This is a genomic window from Enterobacter sp. K510, assembly GCF_055804875.1.
This window is the reverse complement of sequence record NZ_JBNRLQ010000008.1, coordinates 153,520-167,625: the sequence shown is the minus strand read 5'-3', so window position 1 is coordinate 167,625 and position 14,106 is coordinate 153,520. Positions and strand designations below refer to the sequence as shown.

14 protein-coding genes are annotated in these 14,106 nt (G+C 60.1%); 10 read left to right on the top strand and 4 right to left on the bottom strand.

Going from position 1 to position 14,106, the window contains the following annotated elements; all coding sequences use genetic code 11:
• Nucleotides 1-9: 9 nt before the first annotated feature.
• Together ACQUTD_RS15440 and fes are read right to left on the bottom strand one after the other, a co-directional pair.
• The gene (locus tag ACQUTD_RS15440; RefSeq protein WP_473277042.1) at nt 10-213 is read right to left on the bottom strand and encodes an MbtH family NRPS accessory protein; all 204 of its coding nucleotides are present in this window, start codon (nt 211-213) and stop codon (nt 10-12) included.
• A 24-nt stretch (nt 214-237) separates the two neighbouring features.
• On the bottom strand, nt 238-1,452 hold the full coding sequence (fes, locus tag ACQUTD_RS15435; RefSeq protein ID WP_473277040.1) for an enterochelin esterase: 1,215 nt from the start codon (nt 1,450-1,452) through the stop codon (nt 238-240).
• 186 nt (nt 1,453-1,638) lie between these two features.
• On the opposite strand from fes, the gene ACQUTD_RS15430 reads away from it, so the two are divergent.
• From ACQUTD_RS15430 to ACQUTD_RS15400, 7 genes are all read left to right on the top strand, one after another.
• The gene (locus tag ACQUTD_RS15430; protein ID WP_473277038.1) at nt 1,639-3,873 is read left to right on the top strand and encodes a FepA family TonB-dependent siderophore receptor; all 2,235 of its coding nucleotides are present in this window, start codon (nt 1,639-1,641) and stop codon (nt 3,871-3,873) included.
• Nucleotides 3,874-3,930: 57 nt separating this feature from the next.
• Nucleotides 3,931-4,566, top strand: coding sequence for an enterobactin synthase subunit EntD (entD, locus tag ACQUTD_RS15425; RefSeq protein WP_473277037.1), 636 nt, complete (start codon nt 3,931-3,933; stop codon nt 4,564-4,566).
• 116 nt (nt 4,567-4,682) lie between these two features.
• Nucleotides 4,683-6,251: an ABC transporter substrate-binding protein gene (locus tag ACQUTD_RS15420; RefSeq protein WP_072569276.1), complete on the top strand. Its 1,569-nt coding sequence runs from the start codon at nt 4,683-4,685 to the stop codon at nt 6,249-6,251.
• Between the two features lie 107 nt (nt 6,252-6,358).
• Nucleotides 6,359-7,372 carry an ABC transporter permease gene (locus ACQUTD_RS15415; RefSeq protein WP_318377667.1) on the top strand — a complete coding sequence of 338 codons (1,014 nt, stop codon included), beginning with the start codon at nt 6,359-6,361 and terminating at the stop codon, nt 7,370-7,372.
• A complete protein-coding gene (locus ACQUTD_RS15410; protein ID WP_473277036.1) occupies nt 7,372-8,205 on the top strand; it encodes an ABC transporter permease subunit in 834 nt (277 codons plus the stop codon). Before ACQUTD_RS15415 ends, ACQUTD_RS15410 begins: the two co-directional genes overlap by 1 nt.
• Nucleotides 8,198-9,013: an ATP-binding cassette domain-containing protein gene (locus ACQUTD_RS15405; RefSeq protein ID WP_473277035.1), complete on the top strand. Its 816-nt coding sequence runs from the start codon at nt 8,198-8,200 to the stop codon at nt 9,011-9,013. Before ACQUTD_RS15410 ends, ACQUTD_RS15405 begins: the two co-directional genes overlap by 8 nt.
• Entirely contained in the window at nt 9,010-9,711 is a 702-nt protein-coding gene (locus ACQUTD_RS15400) for an ATP-binding cassette domain-containing protein (RefSeq protein WP_473277034.1), read from the top strand. The genes ACQUTD_RS15405 and ACQUTD_RS15400 overlap by 4 nt, the downstream gene beginning before the upstream one ends.
• Here the strand turns inward: ACQUTD_RS15400 and ACQUTD_RS15395 are convergent.
• A complete protein-coding gene (locus ACQUTD_RS15395) occupies nt 9,699-10,400 on the bottom strand; it encodes a GNAT family N-acetyltransferase (protein ID WP_473277033.1) in 702 nt (233 codons plus the stop codon). The two genes, ACQUTD_RS15400 and ACQUTD_RS15395, sit on opposite strands and share 13 nt — an antisense overlap.
• Nucleotides 10,401-10,534: 134 nt before the next feature.
• Between ACQUTD_RS15395 and ACQUTD_RS15390 the strand changes: the two genes are divergently transcribed.
• The 3 genes from ACQUTD_RS15390 to ACQUTD_RS15380 all read left to right on the top strand — a co-directional run bounded on the left by ACQUTD_RS15390 (nt 10,535) and on the right by ACQUTD_RS15380 (nt 12,464).
• Nucleotides 10,535-10,903, top strand: coding sequence for a DUF559 domain-containing protein (locus tag ACQUTD_RS15390; RefSeq protein ID WP_473277032.1), 369 nt, complete (start codon nt 10,535-10,537; stop codon nt 10,901-10,903).
• Between the two features lie 126 nt (nt 10,904-11,029).
• Complete coding sequence (locus ACQUTD_RS15385) at nt 11,030-12,148, top strand: YbdK family carboxylate-amine ligase (RefSeq protein ID WP_473277134.1); 1,119 nt, start codon at nt 11,030-11,032, stop codon at nt 12,146-12,148.
• 67 nt (nt 12,149-12,215) lie between these two features.
• Complete coding sequence (locus ACQUTD_RS15380; protein ID WP_072569283.1) at nt 12,216-12,464, top strand: DUF1158 family protein; 249 nt, start codon at nt 12,216-12,218, stop codon at nt 12,462-12,464.
• Here the strand turns inward: ACQUTD_RS15380 and ACQUTD_RS15375 are convergent.
• Nucleotides 12,393-14,018 carry an alpha/beta hydrolase-fold protein gene (locus ACQUTD_RS15375; protein WP_473277031.1) on the bottom strand — a complete coding sequence of 542 codons (1,626 nt, stop codon included), beginning with the start codon at nt 14,016-14,018 and terminating at the stop codon, nt 12,393-12,395. The two genes, ACQUTD_RS15380 and ACQUTD_RS15375, sit on opposite strands and share 72 nt — an antisense overlap.
• Between the last annotated feature and the right edge of the window lie 88 nt (nt 14,019-14,106).

The following is a 14,106-nucleotide window of genomic DNA, read 5'->3' as shown; positions in this document are numbered from 1 at the left end:
GCGGGTTCCTCAGCGCGCGTGATGCGCAGGGGTTAGGGTCTGCCAGTGGGTGGTCAGCCAGGCGTTGCAGGCGTCCTGCGGCTGCGGCTCGCAGATCACGCGCCAGCCCTCCGGCAGCGCGCACTGCTGCGGCCACAGGCTGTACTGCTGCTGCGCATTTTGCAGAATATAAAAGTGTCCCTGTGCGTTATCGAAGGGATTACTGAATTCCATACCAGGCTCCTGTGGGGTAACGGCTTATGGCGTGGCGGGGGACAGGGATTGCCAGAGGGCGATCAGCCCGGACGTCAGGCCGCCGCGCCAGCAAAGGGCATCGTGTCCGCCGTCCACTTCACGCCACAGCAAGGTTTGCGGGGTGTCCTGCAACAGGCTTAATAAGGTCTGATTGGCGCGCCAGATCAGCGGCTCGCGCTTACCGGCTTCCAGCACAATGCGCAGTCCGCGGGCGTTCACATCGCCACGACGCAGCTGTTCAATAAGTTCGCCGTCCTGCTGCGCGCCGCGGTGCGGCCACCAGTAAGATCCCGACTGGCTCAACACGCAGCCAAAGCGCTGCGGCCAGTGCAGCCCGGCGTAAAGCGCCGCCAGGCCGCCGAAACTTTGCCCGGCCACCAGCGTGCGTGCCGGATCGGCGCTGAAGGGCGTGCGGGCGTGGATCAGCGGCAGTAGTTCCTGCTGCACGGCGTGCCAGAAATCGGCATTACAGGGCAGTTCGCGGCTGCGGTGAGCATTATCAATCACGTCGATCAGCACATAGACGGCGGGCGGAAGCTGGCCGTCGTCAGTGAGCGCTGCCAGCGCGGGCCAGACGGGCATACTTTCCGCCCAGAACTGCCCGTCGAGCAGAATAGCCAGCGGCGTGTCGCTGGTGACCGCGCCTGTGGTGTAGATCCACACCCGGCGGCGGTTTTTCAGCATCGCGCTGTGCCAGTGAATACATTCCGGCGGCGTAAATGGCGTGTCGGTGCGATCCCAGCCCGGCTGTAGCGGGGCCTGCGGCATTTCCAGCGCGGAAACTCCATGGCCGCGCCCGCCGCGCCAGGAATCCTTATTCAGCGGATCGGCGATCGCCTTTGGCAGCAACGTGCGCCAGCCTTCGCGCAGCGCGGCGCGATCCGGCGTCTGGCCTGCAAACACCGCGGCGGAAAAATCGCTGTCGTTTTCACTGGGGATAAAACAGTAGCTCCCCCGCCAGCGGGCGGGCAGCGTCGTTTGCCAGCACCAGACATCGGTTCCGGCGAGGCGGCGCAGGGATTGCGGCGCGGACTGCTGATGATGGTCGGTAACGCCGGTGATATAGATCCAGACGTGGCGCACCGGCGAGGTGGCTTCAATGCCTGCCGGATCGCGCCACCAGAAGGTGACCTGATACGCCTCTTCGCTTTCGCGACGCCATTCCGGCCCGTGCTTTGTACTCCACCAGGCGTCACTGCCCGTTACTTGCGTTGTCACCGTTCTGCAACTCCAGGTTACCTGCGAAATATTGTTACAAGACAACAATTGTCGATAATATTATTGATAACTATTTTCATTTGCAATAGCGTATTGGCGCGCGGCGGGATGCGCGTCTTTCACTCTATTCGGTTAGCCGTGCGCGTTTGCAGGATGCAGAGGCTGGCGACAAACTCAGGTAATAACATGAATAATAAATTTAATACCCTGGCCGTACTGGTTCATTTGGGTATCTCAGGGGTAGCACTGCCGGTGTATGCGGCAGAAACCAGCGGCGACGACACCATTGTGGTGACCGCCGCGCAGCAGAACTTACAGGCGCCGGGCGTGTCCACCATCACCGCCGATGAGATCCGCAAAAACCCGCCCGCGCGCGACGTATCCGAAATCATCCGCACCATGCCGGGCGTCAACCTTACCGGTAATGCCACCAGTGGCCAGCGCGGTAATAACCGCCAGATCGATATTCGCGGCATGGGCCCGGAAAATACCCTGATCCTGATCGACGGCAAACCGGTGACCAGCCGTAACTCGGTGCGTCTGGGGTGGCGCGGCGAGCGTGATACCCGCGGCGATACCGGCTGGGTGCCGCCGGAGATGATCGAACGCATCGAAGTGATCCGGGGTCCGGCGGCGGCGCGTTACGGTAACGGCGCGGCGGGCGGCGTGGTGAACATCATCACCAAACCGGTAAGCAGCGACTGGCACGGTTCCTGGAACACCTACCTGAACGCGCCGGAACATAAAGACGAAGGCGCGACCAAACGCACCGACTTCAGCCTCACCGGACCGCTGGGGGGCGATTTTAGCTTCCGCCTGGTGGGAAATCTGGATAAAACGCAGGCCGATGCCTGGGACATCAACAAAGGCCATCAGTCTGAACGCACCGGCATTTACAGCGACACTCTCGCCGCCGGACGCGAAGGGGTGGAAAACAAAAATATCAACGGCGTGCTGCGCTGGGACTTTGCGCCGATGAACTCGCTGGAGTTTGAGGCGGGCTACAGCCGCCAGAATAACCTCTACGCGGGGGACACGCAGAACACCAACAACGACAATAAAACCAATGGTCTGGTGAAAAAATACTACGGCAAAGAGACTAACCGTTTGTACCGCCAGAACTATGCCATCACCTGGAACGGCGGCTGGGAAAACGGCATCACCACCAGCAACTGGGCCCAGTACGAGCACACGCGCAACTCCCGTCTGGGCGAAGGGCTGGCGGGCGGCACGGAAGGCCTGTTCAACAGCGAGAAGTTCAGCGATATCGATCTGGCTGACGTGACGCTGCACAGTGAAGTGAACATCCCCTTTGAGTATCTGTTCAACCAGAACCTGACAATTGGCACCGAATGGAACCAGCAGCGCATGAAGGATCTGGCGTCCAACACCCAGGCGCTGTCCGGCGGCGCGATCCCCGGCTACGACAGCACCGGCCGCAGCCCCTACTCCAGCGCAGAGATTTTCTCGCTGTTCGCCGAAGACAATATGGAGCTGACCGACAGCACCATGCTGACGCCTGCGCTGCGTTTTGATCATCACACGGTGGTCGGCAATAACTGGAGCCCGTCGCTGAACCTCTCTCAGGGCCTGGGCGAAGACTTCACCCTGAAAATGGGTATCGCCCGCGCCTATAAAGCGCCGAGCCTGTATCAGACCAACCCGAACTATATTCTGTATAGCCGTGGTCAGGGCTGCTACGCCAGTCCGGTCGGCACCGGCTGCTATATGCAGGGTAACGACGACATGAAGGCCGAGAACAGCATCAACAAAGAGATCGGCCTCGAATTTAAACGCGACGGCTGGCTGGCGGGCGTGACCTGGTTCCGCAACGATTACCGCAACAAAATCGAGGCGGGTTATGTCCCGGTCGGCCAGACCCAACAGGGATCGCTGAAGACCGATATTTACCAGTGGGATAACGTGCCTAAAGCGGTGGTGGAAGGTCTGGAAGGGACGCTGAACGTGCCGGTGTCTGACGCCGTGACCTGGAGCAACAACCTCACGTATATGCTGCAAAGTAAGAATAAAGAGACCGGCGAGCGCCTGTCGATTATTCCGCAGTACACGCTCAACTCAACCCTGAGCTGGCAGGTGCGTGAAGATGTGTCGCTGCAATCCACCTTTACCTGGTACGGCAAGCAGCAGCCGAAGAAATTCAACTATAAGGGCGAGCGCACGACCGGCTCCGAAACCAACGAAGTCAGCCCGTACAGTATTGTCGGCCTGAGCGGGACCTGGGACGTGACCAAAAATGTCAGCCTGACCGGCGGGGTGAATAACCTGTTCGATAAACGTCACTGGCGCGCGGGCAATGCCCAGACCACCGGTGGTACTACGGGCTATATGTACGGCGCGGGCGCGGAAACCTTCAACGAGTCTGGCCGCACCTGGTTTATGGGCGTGAATACGCACTTCTGATATAGTCATAATGCCCGGCAGCGCTTGCTTGCCGGGCCTACGAACAGGGGATAAATAATGGATTATCATCACACTACACTCCCCCTCGCTGGCCTTACACTGCACCGCATCGATTTCGATCCCGCCACCTGGACGGACGCCGATCTGTTCTGGCTGCCGCACCATACACAGCTGCATCACACTTCACAAAAACGTCAGCGGGAACATCTGGCGGGCAGACTGGCGGCCTTTCACGCGCTGGGAGCGATCCCCGCCATTGGCGACAATGGCGCGCCCTTATGGCCTCCGGGAGTGTTCGGCAGCATCAGCCACAGCGGCACCACCGCGCTGGCGGTGATCGCGACCCGGCCGGTGGGTGTGGATATTGAACGCTGCCTCGATGCGAAACTTTGCGCAGAACTGGCGGACAGTATTGTCGATGCGGATGAGCGCGCGCTGCTGACCGCCTCCGGCCTGCCCTTGCCCCTTGCGGTCACGCTGGCGTTTTCCGCCAAAGAGAGCCTGTATAAAGCTTTTTCCGCCCGCGCTCTGCCTTACCCCGGCTTTGCCAGCGCGCGGGTGACGGCGCTGACCGACGCGCAACTCTCGCTCACCCTTTCCGCCCGCTTCTGCCCGGCGCTGGCCGGTGAAACCGTTACTGCGGGCTGGTGCGTGGCGCAGGACGACGTCATCACCCTCTTATCGCACAACTGAACAGCTTATGCTTTTTCCGCATAAGCTAAGTCAAATTATGACTTTCAGGAAAATCTCATCCCCCCTAACGTAGCGGAACATAACAAACTCATTACGTTACTTTACAGGGATTGCTCATGACCAAAAAATTGCTGTCGTTACTGGTGCTGACCGCGCTGTCGGCCGCCAGCCATGCTGCCACGCCGCCGAATACGCTGGTGGTGGCGCAGGGGCTGGATGATATTGTCAGTCTTGATCCCGCGGAAGCGAACGAGCTTTCCAGCATCCAGACCGTGCCAAGCCTGTATCAGCGCCTGGTACAGCCGGATCGTGACAATCCTGAAAAAGTGACCCCGATCCTCGCCGAAAGCTGGCAGGCGGATCCGGCGGCCAAAACCCTGACCATCAAACTGAAGCCGGACGCGAAATTTGCCTCGGGCAATCCGCTGCGCCCGGAAGATGTGATCTTCTCCTATCAGCGCGCGGTGACGCTGAACAAATCCCCCGCTTTTATTCTGAACGTGCTCGGCTGGCAGCCGGACAATATCAATAGCCAGCTGAAAAAAATCGACGACCATACCGTGCAGTTGCAGTGGACGGCGGACGTCAGCCCGGCGGTGGCGCTGAATATTCTCTCCACGCCGATTGCCTCCATTGTCGATGAGAAGCTGGTAAGCGCGAATGTGAAAGGCGATGACTTCGGCAATGCCTGGCTGAAAATGCACTCGGCGGGCAGCGGCGCGTTCAAAATGCGCGTCTATCAGCCGCATCAGGCGATTGTGCTGGACGCCAACGACAATGCCGTGGGCGGCGCGCCTAAGCTGAAAAACATCATCATTAAAAACGTGCCCGATCCGGCGTCCCGCCGTCTGTTGATCGAACAGGGCGATGCCGACGTGGCCCGCGATCTGGGTGCCGATCAGATCGGCGCGTTACAGGGCAAAAAAGGCGTGCAGGTGCTGAGCATCCCGTCTGCCGAGCAAAACTATCTGGTGTTTAACGCCGGTAACAGCGCCAATCCGCTGCTCAATAACCCGGCATTCTGGGAAGCGTCCCGCTGGCTGGTGGATTATGAAGGCATTACCAAAGATCTGCTGAAAGGCCAGTATTTTATCCATCAGAGTTTCCTGCCGGTGGGTCTGCCGGGCGCGCTGGAAACCAACCCGTTCAAATTTGATCCGGCGAAAGCGAAAGAGATCCTCGCCAAAGCGGGTATCAAAGACGCGCACTTCACGCTGGATGTGGAGAACAAACCGCCGTTTATCACCATCGCCCAGTCGATGCAGGCCAGCTTCGCCCAGGGCGGCGTGAAGGTGGATCTGCTACCGGCGGCGGGCAGCCAGGTGTATGCCCGCGTGCGCGCGAAGCAGCATCAGGCGGCGATTCGTTTGTGGATCCCGGACTACTTTGATGCCCACTCCAACGCCAGCGCCTTTGCCTATAACGACGGTAAAGCCAGCACGGTCGCCGGTCTGAACGGCTGGCAGATCCCTGAGCTGAGCAAGCAGACGCTGGCAGCCGTGGCGGAGCCGGATGCGGCAAAACGCCTTGATCTGTACAGTAAAATGCAGGAACAGTTGCAGCATAATTCGCCGTACGTGTTTGTCGATCAGGGCAAAACCCAGATCGTGGTACGCGACAATGTGAAGGGCTATCAGCAGGGGCTGAACGCCGATATGGTCTGGTACGACAACGTCACCAAGTAAGTTGTCCTTGTTGCCGGGTGGCGCTGCGCTTACCCGGCCTACAAGGCTGCGATCCAGTTGTTTACAGGCCGGGTAAGGCGATGCCGCCCGGCAGGAAGAGATTTCCCATGCCACATCTTTCCACCCGCGTGCTGCAGGGTCTGCTGACTCTGCTGCTCACGCTCTTCGGGCTGCTGCTCGTTACCTTTGCGCTCTCCGCGTTTTCACCTGTCGATCGCGTTTTGCAAATCGTCGGCGATCACGCCAGCCAGTCCACTTACGATCAGGTGCGCCACCAGCTGGGGCTGGATCAGCCGCTGCCGGTGCAGTTCTGGCACTATCTGCTAAATCTGCTGCATGGCGATCTGGGTACGGCCAGCGCCACCGGGCAGCCGGTGTTACAGGATTTGCTGGCGGCCTTTCCGGCCACCCTGGAACTGGCGACCCTGGCGCTGGTGGTCGGCGCGACCCTGGGCGTTATCGCGGGCGTGCTGTGCGCCCGTTTTGTCGGCAGCCCCTGGGATCTGTTCGTGCGTACCTTTACGCTGCTGGGTAATTCGGTGCCGATTTTCTGGCTCGGCCTGCTGATGCTGGCGCTGTTTTACGCCCGTCTGCACTGGAGCGCCGGGCCGGGCCGTCTGGACGATATCTACCTTTATACCGTGGAGCCGCGCACGGGTTTTGCGCTGATTGATACCGCGCTGTCCGGCGATGGCGAAGCCCTGCGCAACGCCATCAGCCACCTGGTTTTGCCGGTGCTGCTGCTGGCGTATTACTCGCTGGCGAGCATCACCCGCCTTACCCGCTCCGCCTGTCTGAGCGAAATGAACAAAGAGTACATTTTGCTGGCGCGCGCGAAAGGCGCAGGCGAGATGACCATTCTGCTGCGCCATGTGCTGCCGAATATTCGCGGCACGCTGCTGACGGTGATCGCCCTCGCCTACACCGGGATGCTCGAAGGCGCGGTGCTCACCGAAACGGTGTTCTCCTGGCCGGGCATAGGCCGCTACCTCACCACCGCGCTCTTTGCCGGGGATACCACCGCCATTATGGGCGGTACGCTGGTGATTGGCGTGAGCTTTGTACTGATTAATAACCTCACCGACCTGCTGGTGCGTCTGACCGATCCGAGGGTTCGCTGATGCCGACTTATCTTTTCCTGCGCCGTCTGCGCCGCTCCCCCGCTGCCCTGACCGGCCTGCTGCTTGTGGCGATCTTACTGCTGATCGCGCTGTTCGCCCCCTGGCTCGCCCCGCGCGATCCCAACTGGCAGTCCGCCGCCGCCCGTTTGCAGGCGCCGAATGCCGACTACTGGCTCGGCACCGACAGCTACGGGCGCGATGTGCTGTCGCGGCTGATTTACGGCACCCGCCCGGCGCTGGGGCTGGTGGCGCTGGTCACTATCATCACCCTGCCCGCCGGTCTGCTGGTGGGCATTTTATCCGGCTATTACGGCGGCTGGCTGGAGCGCGTGCTGATGCGCTTTACCGATGTGGTGATGTCGATGCCGCGTCTGATCCTCGCCTTTGCGTTTGTCGCCATGCTCGGCCCCGGTCTGGTGAACGGCGCGCTGGCGCTGGCGCTCACCACCTGGCCCGCCTATGCCCGCCAGGCGCGCAGCGAGATCCAGCGTCTGCGCCACAGCGACTATCTGGCCGCGTCAGAGATGATGGGCATTCGCGGCTGGCGGCTGCTGGTGGGGCATATTTTGCCGTTGTGTCTGCCGTCAGCGATTGTGCGGCTGGCGCTGGATCTGGCGGGGATTATTCTGGCCGCCGCCGGACTGGGTTTCCTGGGACTGGGGGCACGTCCGCCAATGGCGGAATGGGGGGCAATGATTGCCGACGGTATGCAGGTGATCTTCGATCAGTGGTGGCTTGCCGCCGCGCCCGGCGCGATCATTCTGGTCGCCAGCCTTGCCTTTAATCTGCTGGGCGATGGCCTGCGCGATGTACTGGAGCCGCAACATGACTGACATTAACGTTCGCGTGGAGAACCTGACCATTGATTATCCCGCCGCGCAGGTGGTGAAAAACGTCAGCTTTACGCTCGGCAATGAGCGGCTGGCGCTGGTGGGAGAATCCGGCTCCGGCAAATCCATGACCGCCCGTGCGCTGATGGGGCTGGTGCGCCGTCCGGGCGTGGTACGCGCGACTGAGCTGAGCGTCGGCGGGCAGGATCTGCTGACGCTGAAGCCTGCCGGCTGGCGGGCGCTGCGCGGTAATCATCTGGCGATGATATTGCAGGATCCGCGTTATGCGTTAAATCCGGTAAAAACCATTTTCTCCCAGATTGAGGAAACGCTGACGCTGCATCAGCGCATCAATAAACAGGAGCGCCGGGATCGTATTCGCGAGGCGGTGCTGGCGGTCGGGCTGAACGAGACGGTGCTTGACCGCTATCCGGGCGAGCTGTCCGGCGGTATGGGGCAGCGGGTGATGATCGCCATTGCGCTGATCAACAATCCGCGCGTGCTGATCGCCGATGAACCTACTTCAGCGCTGGATGCGCGCCTGCGTAACCAGATCCTCGAACTGCTGGTGGAACAGTGCGAACAGCGGCAGATGGCGATGCTGCTGATCAGTCACGATTTACCGCTGGTGGCGCAGCACTGCCATCGCGTGCTGGTGATGTATCAGGGAGAAAAGGTGGACGAAATGCCCGCCAGCCAGCTTGCCACCGCCACGCATCCCTATACCCGCACCCTGTGGACCTGTCGCCCTAACGCCGCCACCTACGGGCAGATGTTACCGACGTTGAATCGCGCGGAGTTAAAACGATGAGCCTCGTTACGATCGAGAATTTACAGGTCAGCTTTGCTGACAAAATCGCCGTCTCCGCCGCCAGCTTCAGCGTGCAGGCGGGGGAAACCTTCAGCCTGATCGGTGAATCCGGCTGCGGAAAATCCACCATCCTGCGGGTACTGGCGGGTTTGCAGCGGGAGTGGCAGGGCCACGTATCGCTTTTTGACGAGCCGCTGAAACCCGGCGTGCGCTTTCAGGGCGAGCGGCGGCGTAATGTGCAGATGGTGTTTCAGGATCCTTACGCCTCGCTGCATCCGAACCACACCATTTACCGTACGCTGGCGGAGCCGCTGCTCATTCATGGCGAACCGGACAGCGCGGCGCGGGTGGCGACGGCACTCTCGGAAGTGGGACTCGCCGCCGACGCAGCACAGCGCTATCCGCACCAGCTGTCCGGCGGTCAGCGCCAGCGCGTGGCTATCGCCCGTGCACTGCTGCTGCGCCCTCGCCTGCTGCTGCTCGACGAGCCAACCTCTGCGCTGGATATGTCGGTACAGGCGGAAATCCTTAACCTGCTGAATACCCTGAAGCAGGCGCACCAGATGACCTATCTGCTGGTCAGCCATGATGCGGATGTTATCGCCCATATGTCCGACCGGGCGGCCTTTATGGCCAGGGGCGTGATCCAGCGATTTTACGATCGTGCGGCGTTAGTGGCCGGGGATCACCGTTCCTGAAATGCCTCCAGCCTGCGCTTTTGCCTGCCCTGCGCGTCAAAATTATCCTCTGCCAGCCAGGCGCGGATCGGCACATCGCGGGCGGGCCATTCCGCGTCGATGATCGACAGCCAGTCGCTGTCACGGTTGCGGCCTTTGCGTACGATTTTCTGGCGAAAGCGGCCTTCAAAGGTAAAGCCCAGCCGTTCGGCGGCGCGGCGGGAAGCGACGTTCAGGGAATCACACTTCCACTCCACCCGACGGTAACCGTATGCAAAGGCATTGCCGAGCAGTAACCATACGGCTTCAGTGCCGAACACGGTCTGCTGCATGCGCGGCGACCAGGTGACGTGACCGATCTCAACGGTACCGTTTTCCCGATCGATTGCCATGTAGCATACCAGCCCTACCGCACGACCACTTTTCAGATCGATGACCGCATAAGGCACCAGCCCCTGGTCCTGCACTTTGCCGTCGATCCAGGCGGCGGTATCCGCAACCGACGCCGGGCGATCGCTCGCCATCCACGTCCAGTCCCGCTCGGCGGCGGCCTGCGCGTAAGCATCAAACAGATCGGCGGCATGCTCTGCCGTCAGCGGATCCAGACGACAGTAGTGACCGGACAGCACCTTACGCGGCAGCGCAGGCGCGCCCTGCCAGTCAGTCAGCGCATCGCCCACCGTCTGACCGTATTCATTGATTTCTGGCACGTGACATCCTCATTGGGTTGTAATGAATTTGTTATATCAGCCTTTTACGCCTCAATCATTAAATCCTCTGAAGCCGCCTTCCAGAATTCAACCTGTTCCCTTTCATTATGGTGGCATACTGGCATGCTGCGGCGATGAAAACACATCTCATGCATGCCCGTGCGCTGCGTAAAAATATGACGCCCCAGGAGCGGAAACTGTGGTACTTGCTGCGGGATCGCCGTTTTGCGGGCTATAAATTTCGTCGCCAGTTGCCGTTGGGCCGTTTCGTGGTGGATTTTGCCTGCTGGCAGGCGAAGCTGGTGATTGAACTCGACGGAGGGCAGCACAGTGAAAATGTTGATTATGACAAGGTAAGAACCCTGTGGCTGGGGCGACACGGCTGGCGGGTGGTCAGATTCTGGAATAATGATCTGCTTGATATGGAAAACGTTTTAATGGTGATCATGGCTGCGCTTAAGGCTTCCCCTCACCCTGACCCTCTCCCCAGGGAGAGGGAATGATCGCCCCAGCCCCCTGCCTTCTTCCCTGGGATGGAATGTTCGCCCCCTCTCCCACCGGGAGAGGGCCGGGGTGAGGGAAAAATCCCGACTATACTCAAAAAAAAGCAGATATATGTGAGCGTAACTATGCCTTTAACCGATTTTCATGTCTCCGATCCCTTTACCCTGGGCATTGAACTGGAATTACAGATCGTCAACCCGCCGGGATACGATTTAAGCCAGGATTCGACCACGCTTATTGATGCGATGAAAGCGCAGGTCAGCGCGGGGGAAGTGAAGCACGACATCACCGAGAGCATGCTGGAGATCGCCACCGGCGTGTGCGTCGACATTCATCAGGCCGCCAGCCAGCTGGGCGCATTGCAGCACATCATTCTGCAAACAGCGGCGGAGCATCATGTAAAAATTTGCGGCGGCGGCACGCATCCGTTCCAGAAATGGCAGCGCCAGGAGATCTGCAACGATGAGCGCTATTCCCGCACGTTGCAGATGTTCGGCTATCTGATGCAGCAGGCGACGGTGTTTGGTCAGCATGTGCATATTGGCTGTCGCAGCGGCGATGACGCTATCTATCTGATGCACGGGCTATCGCGCTTTGTGCCGCACTTTATCGCGCTGGGGGCGGCATCGCCCTATATGCAGGGGGCGGATACGCACTTTGCCTCGTCGCGCTTAAATATCTTTTCCGCCTTCCCGGATAACGGCCATGCGCCCTGGGTGACTAACTGGTCAGAATTCGAGGGGCTGTTCCGCCGCCTGAGCTATACCAGCATGATCGAAAGCATTAAAGATCTGCACTGGGATATTCGCCCCAGCCCCAATTTTGGCACCGTGGAGGTGCGGGTGATGGATACGCCTCTGACGCTGGCCCATGCGATTAACGTCGCCGGATTTATTCAGGCCACCGCCCACTGGCTGCTCGCCGAGCGGCCTTTCAAAATGCAGGAGCGGGATTATCTGCTGTATAAATTCAACCGCTTCCAGGCCTGCCGTTTTGGCTTCGACGGCATTCTGACGGATGTGCATACCGGCGATCAGATCAGCATCAAGGACGACATTCTGCGGATGCTGGAAAAAGTCGCCCCCTATGCCGATAAACTCAATGGTGGTAGCGCGCTGGATGAGCTGTCGCGCTTTGTGCAACGCGGCAAAAGCGAGGCGCAGCTGATGCGTGATTTTGTGGCGGATGGCGGTTCGCTGTTTGGCCTGGTGGAGAAACACACCGAGATCTGGGCGTCGGGCTGATGCCTGACGATTGCACCTGCCGTGCAAATGACTTCTAATGGCGTTTTAACTGACGATTAACACCATAATGAAACATCCCCTTGAATCGCTGATGACCGCCGCCGGGATCCTGCTGCTGGCGTTCCTCTCCTGTCTGCTGCTGCCGGTGCCCTCCCCTGGCACCGCACTGGTGCAAAAACTGATTGGCCTCTTTCATCTGATGGATGCCAGCCAGTTTTACACCCTGTTCTTATGCGCGTGGTTTTTACTGCTCGGCACCCTGGAGTACCTGCTGCTGCGCTTTATCTGGCGTCGCTGGTTCTCGCTGGCGGGTTAAGCCTGACAGATCGCGCAGGCCGTGCACCAGCGCTTCGGTCCAGGCGGCGTAATCATGGCCGCTGGACCACGGATGGAAGCTGACGCGATAGCCCTTCTCCCGCAGTACCTGCTCAAACTCCAGACTGTTTTTGTAGATGCCGCCGTCCGGGCCGCCGGTTTCAAAGCGTCCGGCCTGGAGCCAGAAGCGCACCGGATAGTGCGGCGCGTTCTGATACTGGCGCGTCAGCCAGCTGGCCGGTTCGCCTTTCGGCGCCCACCAGTAAGAGCCGGATAAGCTCAGCACGTTGCCGAACAGACGCGGGTAGCGCAGCGCCACCCAGGATGAGGCCAGCCCGCCGTAGCTCGCCCCGGCCAGCACGGTTTTATTGCGCTGCAATACAATGCCTTTCTGCCGCAGCCAGGGCACCAGTTCATGGGCCATAAAGTCAGCGAAATCGGCGTTCGGCGGCAGTTCTTTTGCCCGCCGGGCATGATCAAGACTATCAATAAAGACGATATTAATCGGCAAAAGCGCATGCCGGGCGATGAGATCGTCCAGCACGTTGGCGGTGTGGTAGTCCCCCTGCCAGGTTTTACCGTCGAACAGGAACAGCGTCCAGCGTACCGGCTGCGGGCTTCGCGGGCGGTAGAGCGCGATTTCACGGCTATTACCCAGCCGTTCACTTCTGAACTGATAACGCTGTAGCGTGCCGTAACGCAGGGGTTTCGCCATGGCCTCGCCGGTGAAATAGCGGCCACGGGACAGATCAAGCAGCGATGAACGGTTCCAGCGGTCGGTAAAGGGGCCGCTCATGGTGTGCGGGTTAAGGGGATCGGCCTGGGCGCTGACGAGGATCGTCCGGCGCTGATCGCGGGGCGTTCCTTCAATCTGCGGCACGTCAGGCGCGAGCTTATACTGCATCACTGTGTCGGCGGGTACGACGTAGCTGCGAAACCAGACGTCGGACTGGGCGAGGCGGAACAGCGGATCGTGATCCCCGGCCGGGGAGCCGAGTATAAAGACGTTACCCCGCGCGCCGCGCCATAAAAAGGTGACGCGTTTGTGCGTGGCATCCACCGGTTCCACAAGCGGCGTCCCGGCCTGCTGGCGCGCCTGCCAGAATGCCGCCGTCGTCCCGCCGGCAGCCAGCTGTTTAGCCAGCTGTTGCAAGGTCGGGCTTACCGGCTCCATCACCTGCGCGACCCTCAGCGGCGTGGTCTCTTTCATATGCCAGCGAAAGCGCCAGCGCGCGCCTTCTTCGCCGTGCAACACCAGCGAGGAGATCTGGTTTACCGGCAGAGCAAACAGCAGACTTTGCTGCCCGTCTGCCGGGCCGCCTTCCAGCAGCGTGCGGATACGGCGGTTGCTGGCGTCGAGCAGGCGGGCATCGGTGATGCCTTCCAGCGTAGCCGATACGTAATTTTCCTCAAGCGGCGGCAGCTGGAAACAGACCTCGCCGCTGGCATCAAACTTTCCCTGTTGCTCTCCCTGCACCGCGGGTGCCTCGCAGCTTGCCGCCATCACCGGCATGGTGCTGAGGCCAATCAGTAATCCGCTTAACGCCATTTTCATTGCCAGACATTTCCCTGCTGAAATTTATATAGGACGCTAATGCAAATGCTAATTATTTGCAATATCATTCATAGCGATTTTGAGGGAT